This is a genomic window from Rhodococcus sp. MPR-R1B (genome assembly GCF_058793255.1).
Window position 1 is genome coordinate 1 of the sequence record NZ_JBXAFO010000008.1, and the last position, 26,183, is coordinate 26,183.

The 26,183-nt window shown below is 59.3% G+C and carries 27 protein-coding genes; 21 read left to right on the forward strand and 6 right to left on the reverse strand.

The window, feature by feature from the left end:
* Nucleotides 1-55: 55 nt before the first annotated feature.
* Nucleotides 56-547, reverse strand: coding sequence for a hypothetical protein (locus AC1Q61_RS13130; RefSeq protein ID WP_218960345.1), 492 nt, complete (start codon nt 545-547; stop codon nt 56-58).
* Nucleotides 544-1,122 (reverse strand): RNA polymerase sigma factor, encoded by a 579-nt coding sequence (locus AC1Q61_RS13135; RefSeq protein WP_003943626.1) that lies wholly within the window; start codon nt 1,120-1,122, stop codon nt 544-546. Before AC1Q61_RS13135 ends, AC1Q61_RS13130 begins: the two co-directional genes overlap by 4 nt.
* A 186-nt stretch (nt 1,123-1,308) precedes the next feature.
* Between AC1Q61_RS13135 and AC1Q61_RS13140 the strand changes: the two genes are divergently transcribed.
* The 9 genes from AC1Q61_RS13140 (at nt 1,309) to AC1Q61_RS13180 (ending at nt 5,021) form a co-directional block, all read left to right on the forward strand.
* Nucleotides 1,309-1,773 (forward strand): Asp23/Gls24 family envelope stress response protein, encoded by a 465-nt coding sequence (locus AC1Q61_RS13140; protein WP_003943699.1) that lies wholly within the window; start codon nt 1,309-1,311, stop codon nt 1,771-1,773.
* Complete coding sequence (locus AC1Q61_RS13145; RefSeq protein WP_037131005.1) at nt 1,770-2,054, forward strand: Asp23/Gls24 family envelope stress response protein; 285 nt, start codon at nt 1,770-1,772, stop codon at nt 2,052-2,054. Before AC1Q61_RS13140 ends, AC1Q61_RS13145 begins: the two co-directional genes overlap by 4 nt.
* A gap of 70 nt (nt 2,055-2,124) precedes the next feature.
* Nucleotides 2,125-2,313, forward strand: a complete 189-nt coding sequence (locus AC1Q61_RS13150) for a hypothetical protein (RefSeq protein WP_007726577.1) — start codon at nt 2,125-2,127, stop codon at nt 2,311-2,313.
* A gap of 38 nt (nt 2,314-2,351) precedes the next feature.
* Entirely contained in the window at nt 2,352-2,531 is a 180-nt protein-coding gene (locus AC1Q61_RS13155; protein ID WP_003943629.1) for a hypothetical protein, read from the forward strand.
* Nucleotides 2,524-2,916 carry an Asp23/Gls24 family envelope stress response protein gene (locus AC1Q61_RS13160; RefSeq protein WP_019747452.1) on the forward strand — a complete coding sequence of 131 codons (393 nt, stop codon included), beginning with the start codon at nt 2,524-2,526 and terminating at the stop codon, nt 2,914-2,916. The genes AC1Q61_RS13155 and AC1Q61_RS13160 overlap by 8 nt, the downstream gene beginning before the upstream one ends.
* Nucleotides 2,913-3,482 carry a DUF6286 domain-containing protein gene (locus AC1Q61_RS13165; RefSeq protein WP_492651376.1) on the forward strand — a complete coding sequence of 190 codons (570 nt, stop codon included), beginning with the start codon at nt 2,913-2,915 and terminating at the stop codon, nt 3,480-3,482. The genes AC1Q61_RS13160 and AC1Q61_RS13165 overlap by 4 nt, the downstream gene beginning before the upstream one ends.
* Nucleotides 3,479-4,063, forward strand: coding sequence for a hypothetical protein (locus AC1Q61_RS13170; protein WP_492651375.1), 585 nt, complete (start codon nt 3,479-3,481; stop codon nt 4,061-4,063). The genes AC1Q61_RS13165 and AC1Q61_RS13170 overlap by 4 nt, the downstream gene beginning before the upstream one ends.
* Nucleotides 4,064-4,472: 409 nt before the next feature.
* The gene (locus AC1Q61_RS13175; RefSeq protein WP_003943661.1) at nt 4,473-4,736 is read left to right on the forward strand and encodes a GlsB/YeaQ/YmgE family stress response membrane protein; all 264 of its coding nucleotides are present in this window, start codon (nt 4,473-4,475) and stop codon (nt 4,734-4,736) included.
* 87 nt (nt 4,737-4,823) lie between these two features.
* On the forward strand, nt 4,824-5,021 hold the full coding sequence (locus tag AC1Q61_RS13180; protein WP_019747449.1) for a CsbD family protein: 198 nt from the start codon (nt 4,824-4,826) through the stop codon (nt 5,019-5,021).
* Between the two features lie 33 nt (nt 5,022-5,054).
* Here the strand turns inward: AC1Q61_RS13180 and AC1Q61_RS13185 are convergent, their stop codons facing one another.
* Entirely contained in the window at nt 5,055-5,777 is a 723-nt protein-coding gene (locus AC1Q61_RS13185) for a hypothetical protein (RefSeq protein ID WP_492651374.1), read from the reverse strand.
* A 306-nt stretch (nt 5,778-6,083) separates the two neighbouring features.
* Here AC1Q61_RS13185 and AC1Q61_RS13190 point away from each other — a divergent pair, with 306 nt between their 5' ends.
* The 4 genes from AC1Q61_RS13190 to AC1Q61_RS13205 all read left to right on the forward strand — a co-directional run bounded on the left by AC1Q61_RS13190 (nt 6,084) and on the right by AC1Q61_RS13205 (nt 12,465).
* Nucleotides 6,084-8,045, forward strand: a complete 1,962-nt coding sequence (locus AC1Q61_RS13190) for a hypothetical protein (protein ID WP_492651373.1) — start codon at nt 6,084-6,086, stop codon at nt 8,043-8,045.
* Entirely contained in the window at nt 8,042-9,775 is a 1,734-nt protein-coding gene (locus tag AC1Q61_RS13195; protein WP_046378102.1) for a glycosyltransferase family 39 protein, read from the forward strand. The genes AC1Q61_RS13190 and AC1Q61_RS13195 overlap by 4 nt, the downstream gene beginning before the upstream one ends.
* A gap of 46 nt (nt 9,776-9,821) precedes the next feature.
* Nucleotides 9,822-10,970, forward strand: a complete 1,149-nt coding sequence (locus tag AC1Q61_RS13200) for a beta-mannosidase (protein WP_133728385.1) — start codon at nt 9,822-9,824, stop codon at nt 10,968-10,970.
* 571 nt (nt 10,971-11,541) lie between these two features.
* Nucleotides 11,542-12,465: a UTP--glucose-1-phosphate uridylyltransferase gene (locus AC1Q61_RS13205; RefSeq protein ID WP_019747444.1), complete on the forward strand. Its 924-nt coding sequence runs from the start codon at nt 11,542-11,544 to the stop codon at nt 12,463-12,465.
* Here AC1Q61_RS13205 and AC1Q61_RS13210 read toward each other — a convergent pair.
* From AC1Q61_RS13210 to AC1Q61_RS13220, 3 genes are all read right to left on the reverse strand, one after another.
* Nucleotides 12,459-12,785 (reverse strand): helix-turn-helix domain-containing protein, encoded by a 327-nt coding sequence (locus AC1Q61_RS13210; RefSeq protein WP_223258030.1) that lies wholly within the window; start codon nt 12,783-12,785, stop codon nt 12,459-12,461. The two genes, AC1Q61_RS13205 and AC1Q61_RS13210, sit on opposite strands and share 7 nt — an antisense overlap.
* A gap of 262 nt (nt 12,786-13,047) precedes the next feature.
* The gene (locus AC1Q61_RS13215) at nt 13,048-14,520 is read right to left on the reverse strand and encodes a glycosyltransferase (protein ID WP_099698602.1); all 1,473 of its coding nucleotides are present in this window, start codon (nt 14,518-14,520) and stop codon (nt 13,048-13,050) included.
* Nucleotides 14,514-15,983: a hypothetical protein gene (locus tag AC1Q61_RS13220; RefSeq protein ID WP_228117920.1), complete on the reverse strand. Its 1,470-nt coding sequence runs from the start codon at nt 15,981-15,983 to the stop codon at nt 14,514-14,516. The genes AC1Q61_RS13215 and AC1Q61_RS13220 overlap by 7 nt, the downstream gene beginning before the upstream one ends.
* Before the next feature lie 872 nt (nt 15,984-16,855).
* On the opposite strand from AC1Q61_RS13220, the gene AC1Q61_RS13225 reads away from it, so the two are divergent.
* The 8 genes from AC1Q61_RS13225 (at nt 16,856) to AC1Q61_RS13260 (ending at nt 26,171) form a co-directional block, all read left to right on the forward strand.
* Nucleotides 16,856-18,376: a sugar transferase gene (locus AC1Q61_RS13225; protein WP_308372104.1), complete on the forward strand. Its 1,521-nt coding sequence runs from the start codon at nt 16,856-16,858 to the stop codon at nt 18,374-18,376.
* Nucleotides 18,377-18,527: 151 nt separating this feature from the next.
* Nucleotides 18,528-19,625 carry a glycosyltransferase family 4 protein gene (locus AC1Q61_RS13230; protein ID WP_031332980.1) on the forward strand — a complete coding sequence of 366 codons (1,098 nt, stop codon included), beginning with the start codon at nt 18,528-18,530 and terminating at the stop codon, nt 19,623-19,625.
* A complete protein-coding gene (locus AC1Q61_RS13235) occupies nt 19,597-20,748 on the forward strand; it encodes a polysaccharide pyruvyl transferase family protein (RefSeq protein ID WP_492654889.1) in 1,152 nt (383 codons plus the stop codon). Before AC1Q61_RS13230 ends, AC1Q61_RS13235 begins: the two co-directional genes overlap by 29 nt.
* Before the next feature lies 1 nt (nt 20,749).
* Nucleotides 20,750-22,072 (forward strand): O-antigen ligase family protein, encoded by a 1,323-nt coding sequence (locus AC1Q61_RS13240; RefSeq protein WP_308372106.1) that lies wholly within the window; start codon nt 20,750-20,752, stop codon nt 22,070-22,072.
* Nucleotides 22,069-23,118 (forward strand): glycosyltransferase, encoded by a 1,050-nt coding sequence (locus AC1Q61_RS13245; RefSeq protein ID WP_019747436.1) that lies wholly within the window; start codon nt 22,069-22,071, stop codon nt 23,116-23,118. The genes AC1Q61_RS13240 and AC1Q61_RS13245 overlap by 4 nt, the downstream gene beginning before the upstream one ends.
* The gene (locus tag AC1Q61_RS13250) at nt 23,115-23,906 is read left to right on the forward strand and encodes a glycosyltransferase (protein ID WP_019747435.1); all 792 of its coding nucleotides are present in this window, start codon (nt 23,115-23,117) and stop codon (nt 23,904-23,906) included. Before AC1Q61_RS13245 ends, AC1Q61_RS13250 begins: the two co-directional genes overlap by 4 nt.
* Entirely contained in the window at nt 23,896-24,822 is a 927-nt protein-coding gene (locus tag AC1Q61_RS13255; protein ID WP_021343200.1) for a glycosyltransferase family 2 protein, read from the forward strand. The genes AC1Q61_RS13250 and AC1Q61_RS13255 overlap by 11 nt, the downstream gene beginning before the upstream one ends.
* The gene (locus tag AC1Q61_RS13260; RefSeq protein WP_492651371.1) at nt 24,819-26,171 is read left to right on the forward strand and encodes a lipopolysaccharide biosynthesis protein; all 1,353 of its coding nucleotides are present in this window, start codon (nt 24,819-24,821) and stop codon (nt 26,169-26,171) included. The genes AC1Q61_RS13255 and AC1Q61_RS13260 overlap by 4 nt, the downstream gene beginning before the upstream one ends.
* Nucleotides 26,172-26,183 lie beyond the last annotated feature (12 nt).

Below are 26,183 nucleotides of genomic sequence, written 5' to 3' on the forward strand. Positions count from 1 at the left end.
GTGGTGGGGGAGTGGTCATGAGTGCCGGGTTCCCAAACACTTGCCGAACAAACACCTAGTGTTCGGAGTGGCTTTTGGTGTTCCCTTCGGCAGGTAGATCATCGACGATGTCGACTACGGCGACGTGGATGCTCTCTGCAGAGACCGGTGGGTCCGTGTCGCCGAGGATCAGGTGAACGACATCGACGACGGTGAATCGAACCCGGTCCGACAGTTCGGCCAGATCCACTCCGTATGGCGCTGCCAGTTCGATACGTAGTGAACGTATTTCGTGGCCGTCGACGAAGAACTCGATGCTGCTCGGCGAGCAGTGGTGCCGAGAACGTATCTCGGCGGCCAAGTGGGTGCGGAGTACGTGATCGCTCACCGACACCGTGCCTAGACGTGGACCTTCCGACGCGTGTGCGTCGAGCGGCCAACCGGACGCCGAGGTCGACCGTAGCGCCCGGATCACCTTGTCGCTGATTCGATCCCAGCCCGGCTCGGGAGCGTTCCGCAGGACGTCGGATGCGTGCGCCATCAATGCGTCGGTTCGTGATTCAGTCATCGCCACCTCGTCATTCGTTCACTCAGGTTAGCCCGTGCACGATGGTGATGCCCGCGCACCGCATCCGGGGTGAGTCTTAGAATCTTGCCGATTTGAACGAACGTGAGCATCTCCACCTCTCGCAGCGTCCATGCCGCACGCTGGCGATAAGGCAGTTCACCCAACGCTTCTTCCAATGCCTCGAGGAACGCGGAGTTCGAGGTCGTGTCGAACGGGCCGGCCTCGGGAGACGGCACGAGAGGATCGAGCAATCTGTCGTCGATCGGTTGAGCTCTCTTGATTCGATAGCTGTCCACGATCTTTCGGGAACAGATCGCGAAAAGCCATGTTCGCATCGACGATTCGCCACGAAATGAATCGAGTCGGCGCCACGCGGCCACGAAGGTGTCCTGGACTACCTCGAGAATGTCGCCTTCATCTGCGAGCATTCGACGCGCATAGCGGTGAAGTGCAGGTCCGTAGTAGTGCACCAGTGACTCGAATGCTTCTCGGTCGCCGAGTATCGCAGCGTCCACCGTTGCGGTGTCCAAGCCGTCAGGTGCTTCGGTGAGCCCCTGTGTGTGCGGTAACGCCACAGTCGCTCCTCTCGCGGAAATGCGGAAAACTCGGCTGCGTTCGAAGATTGTTCGCCCGGCCGGGGCGTTGAATGTTACGGACAGTAACTAACAAGTGTCAGTGATGCACGTCACCCGACTCGGGCATTCGGTTTTGCCTTCGAGTGACGACTACACAGGTAGATCGATCAACAGGAGGAGATGACAGTGGTCAGCACACAGGTTGCGACAGCATCTACGAAGGATGTTGCATCATCGAACGACTCGGCTCTCGTGAGCTCTCAAGGAAAGACGTCGATCGCCGACACCGTTGTCTCGAAGATTGCCGGCATCGCTACGCGAGAGGTGAGCGGTGTGTACGACGTCGGCGGCGGAGCGTCCCGGGTTGTCGGGGCACTGCGCGAGCGGATCCCCGGCGCGAGTGTCAACCACTCCCAGGGAGTATCGGTCGAGGTCGGCGAAAAGCAGGCAGCGGTCGACATCGACATCGTGGCCGAGTACGGCGTATCGCTCGCCGATCTGGCCACCGGCATTCGCCGCAACGTCATTGCGGCGCTCGAACGGATGACGGGTCTCGAAGTGACCGAGGTGAACATCACAGTTCACGACGTCCACCTCGACGAGGGCAGCGACGACGAAACCGGCGAGCCCAAGACTGCACGCGTGCAGTGAGTTCCGAAATCGCTGACACCATCGCGGCGGCTGTGACGGGGGTACCTGGGGTCGCCTCGCTTCATGCCGGAATGTTCGGCGAGGTTGGCACGTACCTCCCCGGCCGCCGCGTCGTCGGCGTGCGGGTGACGGAGTCGTCGACAGACATCCATGTGTGCATCTTCGCCGACGCCGCCGTTCGAGACACGGCTTTACGTATCCGCCAAGCGGTTTCAGGACTCGTTACAGGCCCCGTGAACGTGACAGTGGAAGACGTAGTCGGTCGTGCGCACGATGCCTGAGCACTCTCGTGGTCCAGTTCCTGATCGCCGATCCGCACGCCGAGAGGCGATCAGGAGCTACCACCCCGACGTGGGCGGATCTGCCGACGCGCTCAATCGAGCGCTCGAACGCGTCGACCGGGACTTCGCGTCCCCGATCGGTGTGGGTGTGCGCAGGACACTGCGCGGCACGATGCGGCAGATAGCGAAACCCGCTCGGACCCAGTACACGCGTTTGCGCGCTCGGTTTCCGGGTGCAAAGACCTACACCGAGATCTGACAGGCACCATCGAACATCATCCACAACGGAGGATTCACATGACCACCTCGACTGTCGGCCTACTGGCAGGACTACTTCTCGGAGTCGCAGCTGCTGCAGGCGGTTTCACCGGATTCCTCATCGCTCTGGTTCTCGGTGTGATTGGATACCTCGTCGGTGGTCAGCGTGACGGCGAGTTCGATCTCGGTGTGATGCTGAAGGGTCGCGGACGTGGCTGAGACAGCTCGACCGGAGTCGTCTGTGCTTGGTGAGCCGGGCGATCGCGGAACGCTGACGATTCGAGACAGAGTCGCGCAGAAGTTGGTTCTCGAGGCGACGCGCGGAACCCCGGGGGTGCGCCATCACGCCGCCGGCATGGACAAACTGACCGGGCGCGAATTGCCGAGGGCGCGAGTGCTGGTATCCGGCAAGCGGGTACGGGCCAAGGTGGACATCGCGATCGAGTGGCCCGGATCCTTGTCGGTCATCGGTACCGCGGTGCGAGAGAACGTGACAACCCAGTTGCAGTCTGTATCGGGCCTGGACGTAGACGGCGTGGACGTGGCGATCGTGAGCGTTCTCCCGGCATCGACCAAGCGTGACGCGGGAAGGAAAGTGCGATGACCGCCGACAAGGTCGCACCACCCACTGCCTCGAGGGCTGCTGCTCCTGTTCCCCTTGCGGCGCCCGGATCGGCCGTCACGGGATTCCTCATCGCCGCGGCGCTACTTGCGCTCGGCGTGGTCGGCGTCCGCGACGCGCTGGTGGATACCGGCGTGATCACCGGGTCGCAGTGGATACCAAGTGCTGCCGCATATGTGGACGGGCTCGCGTACCAGGGTTGGATGTTGCCGGCGGGGATCGCAGTCGTCGTTCTCGGCCTGTGGTTCGTCATCCTCGGACTCAAACCGCGACGAAAGACTGCCAATGCCTTGGTCGGAGTCGCGAATACATGGATCGATCCCGCCGATGTAGCGGCGATAGCGTCTGTTCGCGTCGAGTCACTGGCCCAGGTTCGATCCGCTTCGTCCCACGCGACCCGGCGCAAGCTGGAAGTGAAGGCCTCGGTCACGCCCGATGGAGCCGCCACCGCTGAATCGGAAATCCGTGCGGTGCTGGGGGACTTGGCCGGGTCGCTGTCACCATCGCCGCGAATCAAGGTTCGTATCCAGACGGGATCACTGTCATGACTCGGACGGCGACGGCGATGGATCGCGTGGCGACATGCGTCGTGGGGATGCTCGCGATAGCGCTGGGAGTTGCAGCGATCCTGTGGAATCGCGACGTGATCAAGGATTTCCCGGCGCGTATCGAGATCCCGTGGGCTGAAGATCTTGTCGATCACTCGTGGTGGCCATGGGCTGTCGGAGCTGGGGGAGTACTGCTAGTCCTCCTCGCGTTGCGGTGGTTGATCGCGCATGTGCCGCTGCGTCGGGTGAAGGAGATCACGGTCTCTGGGTCGAACTCGCACAATTCCATCACCGCGGATCTGGGTGCGGTGGCGGAAGGGGCGAGCGCATCACTGGAGGACTTCGACGAAGTGTCGCGTGTCCGAGGAAAAGCGTTGCTCGATCGTGGAGTTCGCACGATCGATTTGCGAGTGACATTGAGACGTAGCGTCGTATCCGGATCGGAAACGTTGTCCGAGTTGATTTCTCGCGTCACTGACACGGGGGATCAAGTCGAGTCGATGGTCGGTGATCCATCCGTCGCGACCAGAACTCACATCGCCGTGGAAAGCGCGAAACGCGATGAGCCGAGAACTCTCTGATCAATCGAGGTTTGAGCCTCCCGGTGACCGGGTATTGGTAGACCTCCCGATCGTGCACAGAGTCATGGATGTTGCTGTGGCACTGTGTGTCACGGTGCTCCTTGCGACCGTCACTTCGATGGCGATCGCGATCGTAGTGACGCTGATCATGTGCGCGTCGGTGAGTGTCGTTTCTCGTATGTGGTGAATCGCCAGTCATTTTGGTTCTGTCGTGAACACCTGATAGAAAGGTAAGCAGACAATGTGGCTGCTACTGAGTGCACGATCCCCCGCGTCGTGCGGCGGAGAGTCCGGTTGTGTGCAAACACAACCCGCGATCACGGTCTAGTTGCGCGGGCCGATCGCTCGGAACTCTCCCTTCACCGGCAGTCACTCATTGCGCCGTCCCTCTTTACTCTAAGGAGTTCAAATGCTTCCTCTCGGTATCATCGCCTGGATCATCATCGGTGGGCTGGCGGGTTGGATCGGCAGTAAGATCATGAAAACCGATGCGCAGCAGGGGATCTTCCTCAACATCGTTGTCGGTGTGATCGGCGGCCTGATCGGTGGTTTCCTGCTTCGAGTCTTCGGCGTCGATGTCGAGGGTGCAGGCTGGATCTTCAGCTTCCTCACTTGCCTTCTCGGTGCAGTCATCTTGCTGTTCCTGGTCAAGGCAGTCACCGGAAAGCGCTGACACATTTGTCCACGCAGTTCGAGTTCGACTGAATCCCACGGCCGAACGCACGACCGAATCCACACCGAATTCAAGAAGGAGAAACACATGTCTGACTTCATCGACAAGGCAAAGCACCGCGCTGAGGATCTCATCGGCGAAGCCAAGGAAAAGATCGGAAATGCCACGGGCAATGACGATCTGGCTGCCGAAGGTGTTGCCGATCAGGGCGAGGCAAAGGTCAAGAAGGCCGGAGACACTGTCAGTGACAAGGTCTCGGATATCAAGGACAAGTTCACAAGCTGAATGAGTTTCGGCGCGGTTGACCGGCATGTCCGGTCAACCGCGCTTTTGTGTGTCTCCTCGGCCGTCGCGGCTACCGCGATACGCTAGCTTCCGCGTTTCCGCGAGCCACTCCGGAAGCATGCGCATGTGTGCCGGCCTGTTCAGGATCGGATCGAAGGACGGCTGGAGGCAATCCGGGTGGTCCTCGACTTCGTCGAGACAGAGATGTCCGATCGGTATCAACTGAAGTTGAATTCTCGCGAGGTACACGGAGAAGTGCAGCGGGGAATGATCGACCGCAGCTTTTAATGCAGACAAAGAAGTGCCGGCCGGGTGGACGCCGCGCGGTGTCACGATCAGCCACGCCGCGGCCCCGCCCGCGCGTGAGTAAGGGACCAGTGTGCTGTATCTCGTGCCGTTCCACGAGAAAGCCGGAGCTGGAAACATTTTCGAGAAGGTAGAAAGTCCTGATGTTGCGAGAAGAATGTCCCACGGGTTTTTATCTGCGCCGACATCGTGCAACCGAAGCGCCAGGCCAAGTATGTCGGGTAGGTCTCCCGGAATTCCGAGTGCTTTCGACATTCGAGCGGTGACGGTAATCGTCGACGACTCCGTTACCGGCCACCACGGGGTGGCCGGCTTCAATGTTCCCTTCAGTTCGATCCCGCGCGGGTGAAAAACCCTGGCCATGCGCAGCGATGATGCGAAGTAGAACGGTGCGCCGACCAGCTTTCCGATCGCGCTCTTGCCGGCGGGGATGATCGAATTGAGCGTCACAGCTTCCTTATCTGAGAATTCTCCGCCCCCCGAAGCACCCAGACTGGACGGACGTTCAGGCGTGTTGACGGGCTTGCGGACGGTTTCTTTCGGCTTCCCAGCGGCAGCGATTGCTAATCATGTGACGCGCCGTAACAAAAGTCTCGCCGGTCGGGATAATTAGCCAAACGCACAAATTGGTCGTTATGGTTCGTTTGTCCGTAACGGTGCGATCGGACCTGCGACCGTCGCGAACTGGCGAGATTGCTACTCGTGATTTGTGTTTGGTGATTGCGCGGAAACAAGAAATGTCGAGGAGACACGCTGATGGGCCACTCTCGAACCTGGCTGACGCGCGCGCTGGCAATGCCGGTGGCTGTCGCGGTGACTTTGTTGCTTCCTCTCGGCAGTGTCGCCTCGGCCCAGGATTTCGAGGACGACGCAGATACTTCGGTGGTTGCCGCAGCCACAACTCCGATCTCCTTCACCGAACTCGGCCGAGGAACGGACATCGTGTTCTCTTCCGATGACGCACCAGTGTTGGTGACCGTGCCGGTGCCGGACGGACTCACTGCAACAGCCGTGACCGGAATCCTGACCGCCCCGACCGACTTCAGTAGGGGCTGGCTCGAAGTGACTTCGGACGGCAGATTGGTGAGCCGCGTCGACTTCGACGCCGGGCAGGCCGGGACCGGGTTACCGATTTCGGTTCCCTTGCAAGGTCTCGAAGTGGTCGACCGTAGCGTCACCGTGTCGATGATCGCTCACCTCGTTCCCGTCGACGACCGCTGCTACGACCGAACGAGATACCAGCCCCTCGCGCTCCGGGATGCCTTTGTCGCCTACGACGGTGCAGAGCGGCAGCCCACAACTGTTGCAACCTTCTTCCCGCCGATTTTGAGGAAGGCAACCATCTACGTCACGGATGGTTCGTCAGGGGCGCAGCAGAGTGCGGCTTTGCAACTGAGTGCAGCGATTGTCAACAAGTACGGAAGTCAGCCTGACGCCGTGGTGGTGGAGCAGCTGCCGAACGGTCAGAGTCTGTCCTCCGCTGAGCCGGGACTGTTCGAGAGAGCTGTAGTGCTCGGTAACAGTGGGGACGCCGGCATCGATCTCGCGACGGCGCCGAATGGTTCACCCGTGCTGCGGATTTCAGGGGATGACAAGACTCTCGTTCCTCAGGTCAGTCTCTTGGCGGCGAACTTCGACGGCTACTGGGCGGCGAGCAGAGCGCTGGCGTCACCGGACAACACGGTTGCCCAGATTTCCCAGGACGCCATCACCGTCGGTGAGCTCAAGCTCGGAACGCTGACGACTTCCGGTCTCAATCACATCGAGGTCGACGTCCCGTTCAGTCAGTCGCAACTGGGGCGCCCGATGAAGGATGTCTCGGTGCGAATGATTGGTTCCTATGTCCCGCTACCGAATTCGCGTAACGGAGAACTGTCGATCTCACTCGGGGATAGACGACTCGCCTCGCAGACGGTTAACGAGACAGGGCGCTTCGACATCGGCGTCGATGTTCCGAACGAACTCCTGCGTCGCGACTTGACGTTCGAGGTCTCGATGGATGTGACCGGCGACTTCCAGTGCGGCACCAGTAGCCCTTCTTCGCTCACTGTCGATCCGGCCAGCACCATCACGTCCACTACCGGATTCCCGCCGACGCCTGGAGGATTCCAGTCATTGCCTCAGTCGATGCTGCCCACACTCGATGTCGGTTTGAGTCACGGTGATTTTGCAGATCTCGTTCGAGCCCAGCGCCTCGTTGTCGCGATGCAGCGGTTGAGCTATCTGCCGCTGCAACCGCGTGTGCTCCCGTTCGGCGACGCGGCGACCAGTTCGCTGCCGGCGTTGTTGATCGCGGCGGACGGGACGCTGCCCAATCCGGTGGCTCTACCCATGGACACGGCAGATCAAGGACTCCTGCGCTTGCAGGGTCTGGAATTCGGTGGACAATACGGTGCCTTGCAGGTGGTTTCGGGTTCGCACAACGAAGTAGTGGCGCTGACGTCTGAGGGTGATGCGGCCGATGCCGACGGTCTGCTCAACTGGTTGGAAGGTGGGAAAGACCGGTTCGCAGAACTGACCGGCGATCTACTGGTCGCACCTCGCGGAGGTGAGCCGTTCGACGTCGGAGTCGACGTCGCCCCGTTGGGCACTGCGACCTCGGCCGAAGAAGAGACCGGACTGAGCGCGGTCACGATCGGCTGGATCGGATTCGGGACCGTGGTTCTGATCGCTGTTGCCGTCGGTGGTGTGCTCGTGGCTCGGCGTCGCGGACAGTGACCGTCACCGATCGCCCGGCCCTGTCCGTCGCGGTCCACGACCTACCGGGCCGGAAGCCATGGCGGATGTTCGTCGTGCTCTTCGCGATCTACACCGCGTTGGGCGTATGGATGAACGCGGGTATCGGGTTCATCTTCACCGATTCGCTCAGTCGTGTCGCCGCGGTGTCGGCGATGCTGCTCAGCCGTGATCCGCACTTCGCGGCGATCGGATTCGTGTTCACCCCGTTGACGGCGGCAGTCCAGATTCCGATGGGCCTGATGGGTCATTGGTGGCCGGATCTGCTGCGGTGGAACATCACTGCGGTCGTGATGTCCGCGGCCTTCATGGCTGGCGCGGTGATTCAGATACGCGGGATCAGCCGCGACCGTGGGTGTCCGCGATGGGTCACCGTCGTCCTTACCGTGCTGTTCGCTGTCAATCCGATGATCGTCATGTACGCGGCGAGCGGAATGAGCGAAGCTCCGTTCCTCTTCTTCGTTCTGTGGGCGACACGTCGACTGATTCGGTGGATGCGCAGCGACGACGTACACGACCTCATCGGTGCGGGCCTCGCGTTCGCTCTGGCGTACCTCACTCGATACGACGCATTGGCACCTCTGTCTGTCGCGGTGGTGCTGGTGACCGTGGTGAGTTGGCTTCGTTTTCAACCGACAGCGGAGGAGCGGGGCGAGGGCGCAGGACCTGGCTTGCGGCTCTGGGCAGCAGCGCTCGACGGTGCCGTCGTGCTGATGCCGGGATTCCTGGCCTTCGCGTTGTGGTCGTTTGCCAGTTGGCTCATCACGGGTCAAGCGTTCCAACAGTTCTCGTCGGTGTACGGGAACAGTTCCATCCTGGAACAGGCTGGTGCCGGAACCGACTCACCGGTTGCCCGCCTTGCGTTCTCGATCACCGAAATGGCCGTACTCGGGCCGGCGCTCCCGGTGTTCGTGGTCCTGGCAGTCATCTACGCACTTCGGCGGCGCGACACCGAAGTGGTGGTGCCTCTTGTGCTGTTCGGCGCCATCCTCGGAGCGCAGACGTTGCTCTACCTGATGGGATCGACGTTTCCTCTTCTGCGCTTCTACATTTCGATCATTCCGCTGTGTTTCGTATTGGTCGTCCTGATCGCTCCTCGCGGAGCGCCGGTCATCACGCGTCGACCAGGGGCTGCTGCGTCGCGCTCGGTGTCGACGTACCCCGAGCAGGCGGGACCGTCTCTACCTCTTGTGATCTCCCTGTGCTTGCTGGTCGGTTCGACGCTGGTCACGTTTGTCGCGATGGGTAGTGCGCGGATCGCAGTGCTCGAGCATTCCATTGCCAGCGCGATCATTCCGGGCCGCCAGAACCTGGAGGAGCAGACGAATCTACGCACGTTTGCGGCCGAGCGTCGCATCGCCAGGTACCTGGACGACTTGGCTCTGCCGGAGGGGTCGGTTCTGCTCGACACCGTGCAGAGCTATGCCGTCGTGGCGTCGTCGAACAACCCTCGGCAATTCGTCGTGCCTTCCGATGCGGACTTCGTGCGCGTACTGAACAACCCGGCCGAACATCACGTCGAGTACATCCTGTCGGTTCCGAACACCGGTCGCGGTGTGTCGGACGCGGTCAATCGGCGTTATCCGACGATGTACGACACTGGTGCCGGCGGTGTGGGAGCACTGGTGCTCGAGGTGCCCAACGACGGCGGCATGGACCCTTCGGCCTGGCGTTTGTATCGCGTGACCGGTGAACGTCAAACGGGTCGATGAGGGAATTCGTGTGGGAGGATTGTCCGTATGACGTGGATGGTTGTAGATGTCTTCTGAAGAAGCGCGTCCGCGTGTGCGTGGCACAGTGCGTCGCCGTATCGCTGCCGCTGTAGTCAGCTTTGCAACCGTCGCGGTCGTGACAGGAATGTTCACGACGCCGGTGGTTGCCGATTCGCCCAAGACGGTTCGGGTCGGAGCGTCGTCGAGCGGACTGACACTCGACGGACAGCCGTGGTGGCCCACCGGGCTCAATGCTTATCAACTGGCCACTGATTGGTCGGTGAACTTCGGCTGTGGCGCGATGGTCGATCTCGATGCCTACTTCGGTTCTCTGCCACCGAATTCCGTCACGCGTTTCAACGCCTTCCAAGCGCTCGCGGTGAACAAGGTGTCCGGGCAGATGGATTTCGGACCGATGGACGCGGTGTTCGACGCTGCGGCGCGACACAACCAGTTGACGATTCCGGTGCTCTCACCACAGGACAGCGGGTGTGATGACGGGCTGTTCAAATCCAGGGACTGGTACACCGACGACTGGAAGGTTGCGAACCTGATCCCAGGTCGAGCCACCATGAGCTTTCAGGACTGGATGCACACCGCCGTCGACCGTTGGAAGAACGAGCCTTCCGTCGCGGCGTGGGAATTGGTGGGGGAGCCGGAACCGAGCCTGTGTACCGACGCCGCCTGCAATTGGTGGACAAGAACGTGCCCGTCTGATTCCGCGCAGGTGTTGCGGGAGTTCTTCGACACGGCAGGCGCCGAACTTCGGGCGATCGATCCGAACACCCTGATCACGGCCGGATACGTCGGGGGCGGTCAGTGCGGCACTGCTGGTGACGACTACCAATACGTGAGCGAGTCCGACTTCGTCGACATTCTGCAGTATCACGACTACGGAGCAGACGGGGTTCCGCTTCCGGGCGACCAGTGGAACGGACTGGCGCGTCGCATCGAACAGGCCACGAACGTCTCGAAGCCGTTGTTGGTCGCTGAGACAGGCGAATTGGCGGGCAGTTGTGAATCACTGGCGACCCGAGCCACGAATATCGAGACGAAGCTGACGGGGCAGAAGGCGGCCGGCACGGCCGGAGCTCTCCTGTGGGCCTTCGTACCGGATCCGCGGCCGAACGAGTGCACAATGGACATCGGGCCCGATGATCCACTCTTCGACGTGATCGCTTCACTGGCAAGTTAGGACACTGCTGGTAGTCCACTAGGAGTTCCGCCCAGTGGGAGTATGGTCACGATCTGATAACAACCTGAACCTGGCGTTGTGACGTGATGACCCTATTTCGTTTGCATCCAATGGTATTCAGTGGCATTCACTTGTGGATAACCGAACTTGAAGGCTTGTGGAGTCGCTCGGGACCATCGATGCGACGCCTCCAGGACCTACGTCCGGGTCGGCTGGGGACGGTCCGGTTGAGGCGCTGAGTTCGGAAGTTGTGTCGTACCTGTCTCTTTGGCCAGTTACTACGTCCCGCCGTGGTCAACGTCGAAAAAGGATCTCAACCGTTCGCTGCGGTAACGGGCAGTGCGCGGAGTGCCGTGTGCCCTTCGTGGAAGTGACATCGAGGGGTGCTGTGTAGCTCTCGCGCGCAACGAATTCCGAGTTCGGGTCAACTTGCGACGGCATCGGTCGCCCGGTAGACCTTGTGCGCAGGCTGTACATGCGGTGTGAGCTTCGGTCGTCGGAATGAGGGGACGATCGCTGCATGCGCGTAACGGTAATTGTGTAAAACATCGCGTGAGCGGAGAGGTGAACGATGACTGGGTGCGCTGAACGGGCTTTCAAGACTGCTGTGGTGCCGGCTGCCGGGATGGGGACTCGCTTCCTCCCGGCCACCAAGACGGTTCCGAAAGAGCTGCTCCCCGTGGTCGATACACCCGGGATCGAGCTGGTCGCAAGCGAAGCGGCGCAAGCAGGCGCGGAACGTCTGGTGATCGTCACTGCGCCGGGCAAGGCATCGGTCGTCGGGCATTTCGTCGAGGATCTGGTGCTCGAGGGCAAGCTCGCCGCCAGCGGGAAGCATCATCTACTCGAGCGTGTGCGTCGGGCTCCAGGCCTGATCTCGGTGGAGCCGGTTGTGCAGGAGTCTCCGCTGGGATTGGGACACGCTGTCGGTCTTGTCGAATCGGTGCTGGATGCGGACGAGGACTCGTTCGCGGTGCTGCTTCCGGACGATCTGGTCCACCCCTGCGGTGTTCTCGACGCGATGGCGAAGGTGCGTGCCGAGCGAGGCGGTTCCGTGTTGTGCGCGTTCGACGTCGCGCCGGATCGTGTTGGTGCTTACGGGGTATTCGACGTCCAAGCGCCTGTGGAGGGCGGTGATCCCGATGTGCTTGCCGTCGTCGGCATGGTCGAGAAGCCCGCACCAGCGGATGCTCCATCCACTCTCGCTGCGGCCGGACGCTACCTTCTCGATCGCGCCGTGTTCGACGCGCTCAGACGAATCTCGCCAGGGCAGGGTGGCGAGCTGCAACTGACGGATGCGATAGCGCTGCTGATTGCAGAGGGGCATCCGGTTCATGTCGTCGTCCATCACGGAACGCGTCACGATCTGGGAAACCCGGGCGGATTTTTGCGGGCCTCTCTCGACCATGCGCTCAGTCGCACCGAGTACGGACCGGAATTGAGAGTCTGGCTCAAGGAACGACTGGATCAGCCGGATCCGCAGCTGACCTACTGACTTGCGAGGCTATGCGACGCGGAGCGTCTCGCCAGTTCATCGAGGAGATCTCGGGTGCTGAGTGACGACAGTGAAATCGGCTTGTCGTCCAGACCCGACTCGTCGGGTGTCATGTAGCCCGCCGCGACAAGAATTTCCTGTACGTGGACGTCGAAGACGCGGCAAGCAGTTCTGATCGTGTCCTGCGTGGGAGGGCGTTTCGCGGACAGCCACCGACCGAGCTCGGAGGGGCGTATTCCCAGCGCACGCGCAGCATCGGCTACGTCTGTTTCTTGGCGAAGTTCCAGTTGATGCTTCACCCATTCCGAAAAACCGCTCATACCGGTCATAGTGCCTGAGTGCTGCGCGGTAAGCCAGTGCCGTCTCGGCACTTAAGGCGCTCGACGGCCGATCTGTGATCATTCGGCAACCAATCACCGCGGTTCTCGCGTACCGGTAGTTAAGTTTTGTGACTGGATTGTGTGTTTACCGCGACCATCTAGCTGTGTGTTTTCCGTTGAAACCCGAAATCGGGTGAAATTGTGGGTGAGGCGGACCAGTAGACATAACTCACACCTGTGTAGAACGTGAAGGATTGCGTTGTCACGTGTTCAGACCGTGGAAGGTTTTTTCCCAGTAGGACGGGTTGCGAATCAATTGGTAGGTCCCCTTGATCGCCGCGATGCTCATCAGCACCCAGTACAACGGAGCAGTCAGGCAGGCGAGGAGGAGCATCGCGTTTCGCGTTTCTCGGCACGCCACGAGGTTCATGTAGAGAACAGCGGCGTTACCGAATGCCAGAGAGATCAACGCGGGGAAATAGACGTAGTTGGGGAAGACCTGGTGGATCACTTCAGGTTGTCCGAGAATCCAGTCCAGACTGATGAGCCAGAACACCATGTTCAAAGTGGCGACCAAAGGTGTGCCGGCCATGAGAATCGTGAAGCGGAGAAATCCGATTGGGCCCAATCCTCGCCATAATTTCACGGGTTGGCGCATATGGACGAGCCACGTCTGCAAATAGCCCTTGTACCAACGCGAGCGCTGTCTGATCCAGTTGATCGTGTCACTGTTGGCTTCTTCGAGCGTGGTGGAATTCAACACCGCGGTGCGGTAGCCGCTCTCGGCAATCCGTACCCCGAGGTCCGCATCCTCCGTGACATTGAAGGGATCCCACGCACCGATCTCGCCGAGGACGCTACGTCGTAGGTGATTCGAGGTACCGCCGAGAGGAATCGGTGAATTGCTCCGCATCAATCCAGGGAGGATGAAGTTGAACCACAGCGCGTAATCGGCGGTGAACCACGCGGTCAACAGGTTCTGAGTTCCGTTGTGGAATGCAAGTTTGGCCTGAACACAAGCAGTGTTCTCGGGAAGTTTCGCGAAAGTTGCAACTACTCGCCGTAATTGGAGTGGGTCGGGGGAATCCTCGGCGTCGTAGATCGTGACGATCTCGCCCGTCGAGAAATGCAGACCGTAGTTGCATGCTTTCGGTTTGGTTCGTGGATCGGCCGCGGGCACCTTCAGAATGCTGACGACCTCGTCCACGCCGGCGGCAAGAGCGGCTTCGATAGTGACGGCGTCATCTTCCTCCAATAGGAGAAGGACTTGCATCTTGTCTTCCGGATAATCGATCGCTCGCATGGCTGCGATGAGGTCGCCGACGACTTCAGGCTCGTTGTATGCGGGGACCAGAATGGTGTACGTGGGAAGGTCGTCGTATGAAAGAGCCAGTGCCTCTTCGTCACTGATCGTCATGATCGAGGACGCATCGAGACCCCTCGTGAACAAGATCAGACGGTCGACCATCGCCCAGATGTATCCAATGGTGCAGATCAGTGTCAGCGCGATGAGAGTTGGGACGAGGAAGAACACGAGGCTGACGACGACTAGTGCGAAGCCTGCCAACAACGTATTTCGCTGCCACGGATAGAAGGCCACGGAGGCGGACGAGATCGGATGGCGCTCGCGTAGACCGTTCACTGCATCGTGCAGGGCGGCCTCGCGGTACTCCGCTGTATCCGGGTCGCCGCTGACCACAACACTGTTGGACTGGCTTCGGTTTTCGTTCACCACGTCTGAGCCTCCACGAGTAGTCGAGCGAGTGCTTCGAGCATGTCCAGGTCCTTGTACTCGGATTCGGTGTCTTCGGTCGAGGTTTCACCACGCAGTAGAACGGCGAGGGTATTGCTACCGTTGGACGCCATCGACGGCTTCGGTTCGGGGAAGTAGGCGTCGGGATCGTGATTGTCGACGCTGATCAGGCTGACTCGCTGCGCGGCTCCGTCGCCCCGCGTCCAAACGAAATTGAGATTGCTCCATGTGAGAAGGAGAGCGTCGTCGACGATCGTGTACATCTCGGCGACGATCCCGTGCGGCAACTCCACCGTGACCGTCGGGCTGACTCTCGCGTTCTCCAGGTCGTAGGTGGTCTTGCTGGGGTACACGGCGAGCGTGGAGGGCCGCCGGACCTGGACGACGTCAAGCTGTACCGTGCGAGGCCGCATCTGCGCGTCCCAAGCGGGATTCGGAGTGTCGGCCCGAATTGTCTGACGGCTCAGTTCGGAGGTGCTGCCGAAGTACCGACGGGGCCAGTCGTATTCGGATGCTGCAATCTGATGCCAGCCCAGTGGAACGATAAGTCGAGGATCGGCCGTAGCCGGAGGCGGACCGACGTTGACGGTCAAACTTGTCGGTGGCAGCGGTGTGAAGAACATCAGCACTGCGGCGGCAAACACCGCAAGGATGGTCCAGTTGCTCGTGGCTGTCGAAGGCTTTCGGAGTGGTCGATCGAACGGTTTGAGCGACTTTCCCCGGCGTTCGTACAGATAGAAGGCGCCACCGACGACGATTGCGGTTCCGAGCGCCGGAAACAACTGCACGGCGAAAAGCGGAGCAGTAGGATACTTCTGAATCGTGACGTAGAGAACCACCACACCGAGCACCGTTGCGGCGACAAAGGCGATCGCCCCTCGCCTCCACGTTCTACTGACGGCGATCGTGGTCGCGGCAGACGCGACCAGCACCATGAGGACGCTGTAGTCGAAACGGGTCCCGCCCATTTCGGTCGCGATGGCGCGGTAATGTAGCGGCGCCAAGATGACCGGGACCACCCAGATTGCCCAATACCGGTTGACCGGACGGAGGCCGAACATCAGAACCGCTGCGCTCCAGACGAATACCCACGCTGCGATCACGTCGATATGCATCAATTCGTAGGTCTCGGCAAAACGCGGCAGCAGGAGCGCTTGGAGTCCCAATGCGACGAAGAGGCCGATGCAGCCGACTATCTTGTCGGTCTCGCGATCGTGAATAGGAAGCTCCGGGCCGCGCCTCAAGTCTGTTCCGACGGCGGCAACCAAACACAAGAGCGGTAGAGCGAAGACGTAGCCGATGGCAGTTCCGCTGGCCGTGCTCTGCCAAAGCTTGGTCCAGGTGGGCCAGAATGCAAAGATCGTGGCGAGCGCGATCATCAACCACCGCACTGCGAGTCGAGGAATGATCCCGGACTCGGAGCGAATCTCACGAATCTTCAACATTTCCAGTTCCATTCGCTTGCTACCCGACATCTGCGTGCGATTCGAGGCTGCGCACCGCTAGGGACTGCCGACCATCTCCGTCGGTCCGGCGCCACATGCAGACATTACTTGATCAAGACATATCGCCCTCGCCACGTCGAGGCGCCGGTCTCTGAGCAGTCCGGCCGGAGGTCTCACGCGCTCGAATCTCACATAGTGGGAAGTTTGAAATCTTTTTTTCGCTTCCCAGTGCGGGCCTTGACCGGCCGGATGGCATGACAAGATTTTCGGTCTGCCGAATTACTCCGTATCGAAGGGTAATTCACTTTCGGATTGCAGAAAGTTCAATCAAGTTCCGCGGATTCGACCTACGGGGACATAGGTCCCCAGCGTGCAGGGACGGTTCTCGGTTGCGTGGATGTGGGTCCAGTTACCCATGCGAAAGAACTGTGGTCAGCAGTGAGAGGCAATGTCCGCTTTGTGAGCTATTGCGGTCGTCGGGACCTAAGCCCTGGAGGTTTCCGTGCATTTGCTGAATAGCTGAATTATAGCTACCAATTGGTAACTACATCGCAAATGGCACCGTGGCTTTACGGCGATCGAACGTGAACGATCGTCCAACATTCTTCGGATGTCTGCTGGGAAGAAGAATTGCCGGTTAGAGTCTTGACCTGCAACATTATTCGAATTGAACTCCGGCCTTCGAGATGTTCTCATAGTACTCACGCGGCACGTGCAATGCCTCCGGATTATCGAGTTGCAACGTTGCCGACACCTAAGCGGAACATTTGCTCTTCTCCATCTTTTTAGTTGCGCCTGGGGCTTTCGGGTGCAAACCGGAATTCCGAAGAACGGTCGGGGCCTGGCGGCTCGCAAACGGGAAGGTTGGTCAGATGTCGGCATTGGACATGTCCATGGCGCCGTCGCTCGGGTATCGGCGTCCGCGCATCGTGCCGGACTCCCGTGCGGAGTTTTCCTCGCGTGCAGCGTGGCAGCATCGATACATACGTGCTCTGACAGTGACGGATTCGCTGATTGTCGTTGGTGCGGTTTCGGCCGCTCAGTGGCTTCGATTCGGCGCAGCGCCGACCGCCGTCGACGCTCGTGAGCTCGGGCAGTTCAGCTACACCGGTTTGTCCATCGGTGTGGTGGTCGCGTGGCTGGCGACGTTGCAGATATTCAGGACGAGATCTGCGAGTGTGATCGGAAGCGGTCCGGAGGAGTATCGACGAATCCTGGTGTCCGCGATGAGATTGTTCGGCGTCATTGCGATCGTAAGCCTTCTGCTCCGTCTCGATATCGCCCGGCTTTACCTTGCATTCGCGTTTCCTGTCGGCCTTCTCGCGCTGCTATTGAGCCGTTGGCTCTGGCGCGGGGTGATCGTGCGGAGGCGTACTCGTGGTGAGTGCCTCACATCTGTACTGGTGGTGGGCAGCAAGGATGCCGGCGCTGAACTCGCACGAAACTTCGAGCGAGGTAGCGCAGACGGTTTCCGTGTGGTCGGAGTGTGTGTGCCGGGGTTCCTTCGGCGCGCGGACGAGTCCATCGCGGTCGACGGGCGTGACATACCGCTCCTCGGCGGTGAGACATCGGTAGTCGAAGCGCTGGAACTTGTCGGCGCAGACACCGTTGCCGTGACGGCAACCGAGCATCTCGGCTCGGATGGCATCCGTGCGCTCGCCTGGGATCTGGAATCGCGGGACGTAGATCTGGTCGTGGCGCCCAGCATCGTCGATGTGTCGGGGCCGCGCCTGTCGATGCGGCCGGTGGCCGGTCAGCCTCTGATACGTGTCGAGCGTCCGAAATATCATGGTGCGCAACGCTTTGCGAAATCATCGTTCGATGTGATTTTCGCTTCGCTTATCTTGGTCGCCATCGCACCTGTTTTCCTGGTGGCAGCTGTGGCGGTCAAGATCTCGAGCCCGGGCCCGGTGTTGTACCGAGCAGAGCGAATGGGGCTGGACGGCAAACCGTTCCCGATGCTCAAGTTCCGTTCGATGGTCCAGAACGCAGACTCGCAGGTGGCGTCCTTGATGGCCCAGAACGACGGCGCCGGTGTGCTCTTCAAGATGCGCGACGACCCGCGCGTCACACGGGTCGGGGGCTTCCTGCGCAGATACTCGATCGATGAACTGCCTCAATTCGTGAATGTTCTTCGGCGCGAGATGAGCGTTGTCGGCCCCAGGCCGCCGTTGCGTCGCGAGGTCGAGGCCTACGACGGAACAGTCAGTCGCCGACTCCTCGTCAAGCCGGGAATCACAGGGCTGTGGCAGGTCAGCGGACGCTCGGATCTTTCCTGGGAAGAGACTGTACGACTGGATCTCTCGTACGTCGACAACTGGTCGCTCATGGGGGATGTCTTGATCGTCGGCAAAACATTGAAAGCGGTATTGGCCAGTGACGGCGCGTACTGAGACGTGAATAAGGATGTCTGGACCGACTTCAGTTCGTGATGTTCTCGGTGGAAAGGCACAGCTCCCCTTGATCTTTCGTACCTCGACAACTGGTCGATGACGAGCGAGAACACGTTCGTCGCGAAGGCGCTCAAGGCGATGTTGGGAAGTGATGGAGCAAATTGACCAGGAGAAGTTTGTGTCGGAACCGCCAAAGTTGAAGTCGTTGCTTGTTGTGGCGCCCTGGTTGGAAGGTGGGGGTGCACAGAAATCCTTGTGCGGGTTATTGCGCGGGCTTACCGACACACATACGACCGTGGTCACTTTGTTCGCAGGCTGCCGAGACTTCAACGAGGTTGCCGACCTCGCAGACGAGTTCGTCATGCTCGACTATCCAAGAAGCCCTGGCGGACTGGTCGGAGCCAGTCGTGCAGTAGCAACACATCTGCAGCGTTCGGATGTGGTCTATTCACTGATGAGGGGTAGCCATGTCGCCCTCGGTGTTTCGAGTATGTTCAAACGTCTTCCGGGTGAGCTGATTGCGACCTTCCATCAGTTGCCGAGTGCGGATGAAACTGGCGTTGTCTCCCTGGTCGAGAACGTGCTCGTTCGTAATGCACTTCGGCACGCAAAGCTGATCACTGCGCCTTCGGAATTAGCCGTGAGTCAGATTCGTCAACGACGTTACGGACCGCACGCTCGCCTTGTGTACGAGCCGAACTTGATCCGAGTTGACTCGAGAGAAACCACTCGTCGTGAATCTTCGGGGGCACCCCTACGGCTGCTGGCCTGTGGCCGTCTATCCAAGCAGAAGGGCTTCGATCGTATTCCCGAACTTCTGTCGGATATCGAGATTCCCTGTGAAATAAAGATTTTGGGTTCAGGGCCCGAAGAAGAAGACCTGAGACAGCGGTTCGACAGTGCGAAGCCTTCTTCGCATACGGTGGAACTGGTGGGACGCGTCGACGATGTTGTGCCCTACCTGGATTGGTCAGATGCAGCATTTATGCCCAGTCGAAACGAACTCAATCCTGTGTTCGTATGGGAGGCGTGGGCGCGCGGCCGGCCGGTTGTTGCTGCCGATCTACCTGCATTCGAGGATCTGCGCACCTCCGGGCCGGTGCTTACATTTGCCGGCGCGCCCAGCCTTCGGTCCGCCCTCGGCGTCGTATCGAGTGACGAGTACCGAGATTTTGCCTATTCAATGGGTTTGCAGGCGTCCCGAACCATGACGACCAGGAGTGAGATCGTTGCCCGAATACAATCGTGACCACCCGCGCATCCTGGTCATTCACGCATACAGTGCTCAAAACTCTGGCGACCGGTTGTTGGTGGAGGAAACACTCGAATTGCTGAGATCGGTGTGGCCGGATTCTGTCGTCGACGTGATTGCCACTGATGCCGAATCGTTCCGCCACCATCCGATGGCAAATCATGTCAAGTTTCATCAGTGGGCGTCGGCATGGCTTCCGAACCCGAAAAAGAAGGCGTCCGTACGTGTTTCCATGCTGGCTAGTTCCGTCATCGGCGGGCCAGCACCTGTCAAGATACTGTTCGAACAAGCGGACTTGATAGTCGCTGTCGGGGGCGGATACCTTCGGGGCTCGTCTGTTTCCGAGGCCCTGAAGACTGCGGGGGCGCATTTCGGTCAACTCGATCTTGCCGCACGAAGTCGTGCGCGCAAGATCTATCTGCCGCAGAGTATCGGCCCGTTCCCGAACATTCTCCGTCGCCGTATCGCGAGTTCACTGAAGGCGATGGACCAGGTGCTCGTTCGTGACGATCGATCACGCGATTTGTTCGCCGACCTGACCAATGTCGAACGAATCTCGGATCTGGCGGTTCTGAAGATGGCGGAGGTCCGTACACCTCGCAATATCGAGATCACGCATGGCCCGGTAGTCGTGGCACGTGAGCTGTCCCGCCCTGGATCCTACGAGAACACTTTGTCCGACTTGGCTCGGTCAGATCATGTTGTATGGGCGATTCAGTCCACCGGTGGCGGAAACAATGACACGCCCCTCACCGTCAAATACTCTCCGGGAACCCCAAAGCCATTGCAGCACTATTTGGAAAGCACGGAGAATCGCGTCGTTGTCAGTACGCGCCTCCACGGATCGTTGTCTGCATTGCTCGCCGGAAAGCCGAGTGTGCACCTAGGCTACGAACGAAAATCATGGGGAGCATTTCATGATCTGGGGTTGGAACAGTACGTTCTCGATGCCCGAAGGACCTCGGCAACTCGCGTTCTCGACGCGGTGGAATCGATTCGAGACGATCCAGCCGCTTACTGGAGCCTGATCGATTCACGCATCGAGGCCGTCGCATCCCAGAGGGAATGCCTGCTCGACTCCCTGGCTGTGCCATGCCACCTGCCGACGGTTGGCCAATGACATGAATCTCTCGATCTTGTTGTTTGCCAGTGTTTTTCTCTTGCTGATCGCACGTTTACGTGTGGTCACGGTGTTGCAACCCCGACGACAATCCTCGACAAGCACCAGAAGCGGGTTGATCGGGATCTGGTTTTGGGTATCGCTCGTATGGCCGGTCCTTTTCAAAGCGGTGTTAGGCAGCGTCCTTGCCCTATACCTTCCAGTTTCTGGCTCCGCGGTCTTCGTGATCTCCTACGTGCCTTCGATTGTCATCGGAATCGCGATTTTCATCGTCGCGCTCGGATCCCGAGAATCATTCCCCTATGTCCCCGCGATACTGGTCATGGCGGTGGTGATCATGCCGATCCTCATCTTCGGGGTCGTGGACATCGGTGTCGTCGGAGCGATATTCATGATTGTGCCTACGCTTCTGTGGTGCCGCGCGCTCTCGGTTGACGTACTGAACTGGCCCCGTCTTTGTTACCAGGGTCTGCTCGTGCTTTGTCTGAGTATGGCTGTGGTTTTCGTCGTCTGGCCTGAGGCTGTGGTCGAGACCTGTCGGCTGGACAAGTGCACTGTGGCCGGCCAAGTGCTCACGTCGTCGATCACAGGCAATGGCAACTTCCTGGGGCTGTGTGTCGCACTGCTGAGCGTCATTGCGGTGTATCGGCAACACTGGATCACAGTCGCGGCGGTTGGACTGGCGAGCCTGATCGTGATCGAAATTTCTGGCAGTCGAACAGCGATGATCGGTCTGGTTCTCGGCTACCTGGTAGTCCTCGGAATCGGAAACCGCATGTCGCGGGTTGTGGCACTGGCAGCTGCGATGGTTGCGTTGGTGATTTCTTTTGTGCCAGTGTTCCGAGTTTACGGACTCCGTGATTACACCTATCGCGGTGCTTTGTGGATGCGGGCGAAGGAGCTGATTTCGGAGAGCCCGAATGTTGGTCACGGTGCGAACTATTGGACGGAGCATAACGCGTATCGCTTCTCCTCCAACTATGCCGCGCACAACATTTGGTTAGAACTCGGCGTCGCCGTCGGGTTTTTCGGAATTGCCGTGCTTGTCGTCGCTGCCGTCTGGGCGCTGCTGACCACGGATGTCGAAAATCGATACTTGGCATCGGCGCTGATCGTAACCACGGTCGCTGTGGGTTTCCTGGAGGCACCGATCCAGCCGTATCGAACCGGTCTGCTTCCCTTCCTGTGCCCTCTCATTCTTCTCTTGTGCTCCTCAGGCATGCGGAAAAGATCAGTTGATACTTCGGAGACGGAAGACCCTGCGATGAAAGCTATTCGAAACCAAAATGTTCTTGCCGGCCTTACGAGGGATGGTGCGCGATGAAGGTTCTGCACGTCACGGAAGCACTCGGAGGAGGTGTAAGCACCGCGATCTTGAACTATCAGGCGTTGACGCCAGAAATGCATCACTGCGTGATCGCTCGCGAACGGGTCGGGCAGAGCACATACAGCTTCCCCTCCGAACTCAGCGTGACATTGGTACCTGGAAGTCTGGCCGCACTATTGCTATCCGCGATTCGTATGGTGCGCCGAGGAGATTTCGATATTCTGCACCTGCATTCCAGTCTTGCCGGTCTCGCCCGGATCATCCCTGGGCACCGAGCTGGGATCGTATACACCCCACACTGTTACGCATTCGAGCGCACCGACGTCAGTCCCCTAGCGCGGGTACTCTACAAGTCTGTTGAGCGTGGGCTACTTTCGATTCGGCGTCAGTGTGTTGTTGCAGTGAGTGGACGAGAAGCCGAGTTGACTACGGAGTTGTCGAACTCCTCCACCTCCATCGTGGTCGGCAACGTATCACCGACCGATCACGGCGAATATTTGCGCGCAAGCAGCTCTCGGACAGCGGAGGTACCGGCTGAACGAAGCCGAGTAGTGATGGTGGGAAGGATATTTCCCCAAAAGGATCCCCAACTGTTCGCCGATATTGCAGCAAGGCTGTCGAGCAGGTTCGAGTTCGTGTGGGTAGGAGATGGCGAAGCCGTCTTGAAAGAAAGTCTCGTGGAATCAGGGGTTCGGGTGACGGGTTGGATTCCAGCTGAACAGGTGCTGGACGAAGTGCGCGCCAGTTCGCTGTATCTCCATACTGCGGCCTGGGAGGGCGCTCCGATTTCCGCTGCGGAAGCCGCCGCGGTCGGTGTCTCCGTAATCAGTCGTGACATCAAAAGTATGGTCTCGCTTGGCTATCCAGTCGCTGGCAATACCGCCGAGTCTCTGTCGATGGCCGTCACACATTACTTCGACTGCCTGGACTACCGAACGACGGTTCAAGCCAAGACACAATATTTCAACCGAACAGTGGACGTCGTGAGTTCGCGTACAGCGCTCATCGACGCCTATGCATTCGCGATAGGGGCTTCTCGATGACTTCATCGGTCACCGTCATTACCATCACCAGGAACGATCTTTCGGGGCTGATCCGCACGATCGAGAGCGTCCGGGCTCAGAGTGCACAAGGAGTCGAACACATCGTGATTGATGGTGGCTCGACCGATGGGACTGTCGAATACCTTGATTCGTTGGGTGATTCGTTAGTGTGGAACTCAGGTCTCGACAGCGGTCGCTACGACGCAATGAACATCGGCGCGGAACTGGCGAGTGGCGAGTTGCTGTGGTTCATGCACTCGTCCGACGTGTTCCATTCATGTGACGTTCTGGAGAGAGTCTCTCGGGAGTATCAAGGAGGGGATGTCTCTTGGCGGTGGGGTTACGGGCTGAGCAACATCCATGACTCCGGAAGTTCCATCGGAATCGGTGGCCGAATCCCGTTCAGTCTGTCCCGATTCTCGCTAGGCGGAAACATAATTCCCCATCAAGCATGTGTGATCGAGAAGTCGCTGCATGTTGAGATCGGCGGCTACGATACCGAATTCGGGCTCAGTGCCGACCAACTTTATCTGCTGAAGATGGCGGTTCGATCGCAACCGCGGGTGTGGACCGAGTTTTTCTGTGATTTTGATTCGGCCGGCGCCGGTTCGGTGCGGGGCATGATGGATCACTACCGGGACATGCGGCGATCACGCGCCCTGACCGGTGTCACAGTCTTCAGGGCGCAGTGGCTTGATTATGCAGTGTCCTTGGGAGTTGCGCTTCTGGCAAAAACCGATCGTGTCCAAAGACGTGTGTTAGCAGGGGTGACTCCTCGTGTCCGATGACTATTTGGAACCCACAACGCAATTGAGTGCGGAATTCGCAGTTGTCATACCAGCTTTCAATGCGGAAGCCACACTTATGGCGTCAATCGAGAGCGCGCACAGTGCGGGCGCTTCGGAAGTCATCGTGGTAGACGACGGTTCCACCGACAGTACTGCCGCGCTATGTCGCGCCCACGATATACGTGTTCTGACGCAGCCAAATGCGGGTGCATACCTCGCGAGACGGCGGGGGGCCGAGCTTGTCACGGCACCGTACATCGTGTTCCTGGACGCGGATGATCTTCTGGTCGCATCCGGCGTTCACGAGTCCTTGCGTATTCTCTCTGCGCAGGCGGACTGCGCAGTCGTCGCTGGACGTGTGATGGCGAGCCTCCCGCGTGGGCGTAGTCGGTTGAACAATCAGTCGTACTCCGAGATCAATACTCGAACCCTGTTGACACAAGGGTACGGTCCGTTTCCACCGGGAGCTGCGCTGGTTCGGCGTGCCGATTACGAAGCGGCGATTGCGCTGGACGTACCTGAGATCGTCGAGCGTTACGCCGACGACTACGAGATGTTCATTCGGTTATCCGTCGTCGGCCGAATCGTTCAGCACAACACTGTTTCCCTCGTGTATTCGATGTACGCAGGTAAATCCATTGGTTCTCCTGAGAAATCGCTGTTGTGCAAGGAGTCGATCAGGGGCCACTACGCGCGACACCTAGGGATCAACGTTCGGCTGATGAACGCATCGGCGGTTGCCGCAGCTGCGAATGCACGTATGGGACGAGCGTCGTTCGCGCAAGGTTTGTACTGGCGAGGCTGCACAAAGGTAGTAGTTGCCGCGTGCTACAAGGTACTTTCTCGGCTCGGTAACAGCGGTCTGAAGCAGTCCACAATCGTCTCTGGTGCTGGGACCTCGGAGGCACGAGGGTGAACACAGTCGTCAGCTCCTACCTGAGGTCGGCGAAGTCGATCGACCTGGGCGGGACCGGGTTTTTTCGACTGGTAGGTCTGCTGGCTGGAGCTTGTGCGAACTTCGCCGTAATAGCAATTCTGTCTCGTGACTACGGCGTTGAGTACTACGCCTTCTACGCGCTGATGGCGTCCATGTTGAATCTACTTCCCTTCGCGGACTTCGGTATCGGCGCGACCATGGTGAACGCAACAGCAGATTACCGAAGTGGTGCACTCGATCGGATGTCGTTCCAATCCCATTTTCGTCGGGCGAGTCTGGTCACAGTTCTGGTTTCCCTCGCTGTCGCAAGCCTCGCGTTCCTGTTGTACCAGATGGGGCTGTGGGTGCCGATACTAGGCGCGGTCGGTGAGATGAATCATGCGTCGGCGCTGGCCACAGTGGTGATTATATCTGCGGCAGTTGGTATTCCATTGGGTTTGGGGTCCCGCATCCTGCAGGGTTGCGGAAAGATGCGCGTTGTCGTTACCGCAGCGTTGATCGGTCCGATCATTCAACTGATCGTGATAGTGGTCTGTTGGACAACTCACGCGCCGGCCTACCTGTTTGTTCTGGCACCGTGCGCAGGCTACCTCGCCGTCGGATTTCTTACCCTCGCTCTCGCGCTTCGGTCGATTTCCGGCGATGAGGGTTCGTTGATCGGTTGGAGTCTTACAAGCCCGGTGCGAGTTCGCATAGCTGAAACTGCGGTCCCGTTTTTTCTGATATCGATCGGTATGGTTGTCGGCTTTCAGAGCCACAGGTTGCTGATCTCCACTTTCGGAACGGTCGAAGACGTCGCACAATATTCGGTAGTGGCGCAATTCGCTGGACCGCTATTGGCGATCTTGGGAGTGATGGGCCAGAACTTGTGGTCAAGGTATCGCGAACGATTCCGAATCGGGACGCTTCGGGTACGCGAATTCGCCCAGCATATAGTACTTCTCGGCACAGTAGGCGCCGTATTTGCGCTCGCTCTGATCGTCATCAGCTATCCGGGAATACGGTTTGTCTCGGGTGGAAGTCTTGTCGTCCCACTGGCAACCGTTTTGGCTGGAAGTGTTTACATCCTTGTTGTTTCGGTGCATCAACCGGCAGCAATGTTCCTCATGGACCCACGAGGACTATGGGTGCAGGTCCTGTGCGTCTGGCTGAGCGGCCTCGCCGGAATGGTATTGGCAATATCTCTGATTCCTGAACTCGGACCCGCCGCACTCTACCTGGGGATATCCGCAGGAATGGTTGTACTCCAAGTCATTCCGTGCATCTATATTTCGACACGGCGAATTTCAAGCATGGAGAAGGCGGTGGAGACGGGCGTGGCCGTGTGAATAGATGCCAGA

Coding starts and splice junctions, on each gene's coding strand:
- AC1Q61_RS13130 (WP_218960345.1), bottom strand. CDS start 547: ATGACTGAATCACGAACCGACGCATTGATGGCGCACGCATCCGACGTC.
- AC1Q61_RS13155 (WP_003943629.1), top strand. CDS start 2,352: ATGACCACCTCGACTGTCGGCCTACTGGCAGGACTACTTCTCGGAGTC.
- AC1Q61_RS13165 (WP_492651376.1), top strand. CDS start 2,913: ATGACCGCCGACAAGGTCGCACCACCCACTGCCTCGAGGGCTGCTGCT.
- AC1Q61_RS13170 (WP_492651375.1), top strand. CDS start 3,479: ATGACTCGGACGGCGACGGCGATGGATCGCGTGGCGACATGCGTCGTG.
- AC1Q61_RS13175 (WP_003943661.1), top strand. CDS start 4,473: ATGCTTCCTCTCGGTATCATCGCCTGGATCATCATCGGTGGGCTGGCG.
- AC1Q61_RS13180 (WP_019747449.1), top strand. CDS start 4,824: ATGTCTGACTTCATCGACAAGGCAAAGCACCGCGCTGAGGATCTCATC.
- AC1Q61_RS13190 (WP_492651373.1), top strand. CDS start 6,084: ATGGGCCACTCTCGAACCTGGCTGACGCGCGCGCTGGCAATGCCGGTG.
- AC1Q61_RS13200 (WP_133728385.1), top strand. CDS start 9,822: ATGTCTTCTGAAGAAGCGCGTCCGCGTGTGCGTGGCACAGTGCGTCGC.
- AC1Q61_RS13205 (WP_019747444.1), top strand. CDS start 11,542: ATGACTGGGTGCGCTGAACGGGCTTTCAAGACTGCTGTGGTGCCGGCT.
- AC1Q61_RS13210 (WP_223258030.1), bottom strand. CDS start 12,785: ATGAGCGGTTTTTCGGAATGGGTGAAGCATCAACTGGAACTTCGCCAA.
- AC1Q61_RS13220 (WP_228117920.1), bottom strand. CDS start 15,983: ATGTTGAAGATTCGTGAGATTCGCTCCGAGTCCGGGATCATTCCTCGA.
- AC1Q61_RS13225 (WP_308372104.1), top strand. CDS start 16,856: ATGTCGGCATTGGACATGTCCATGGCGCCGTCGCTCGGGTATCGGCGT.
- AC1Q61_RS13230 (WP_031332980.1), top strand. CDS start 18,528: ATGGAGCAAATTGACCAGGAGAAGTTTGTGTCGGAACCGCCAAAGTTG.
- AC1Q61_RS13240 (WP_308372106.1), top strand. CDS start 20,750: ATGAATCTCTCGATCTTGTTGTTTGCCAGTGTTTTTCTCTTGCTGATC.
- AC1Q61_RS13245 (WP_019747436.1), top strand. CDS start 22,069: ATGAAGGTTCTGCACGTCACGGAAGCACTCGGAGGAGGTGTAAGCACC.
- AC1Q61_RS13250 (WP_019747435.1), top strand. CDS start 23,115: ATGACTTCATCGGTCACCGTCATTACCATCACCAGGAACGATCTTTCG.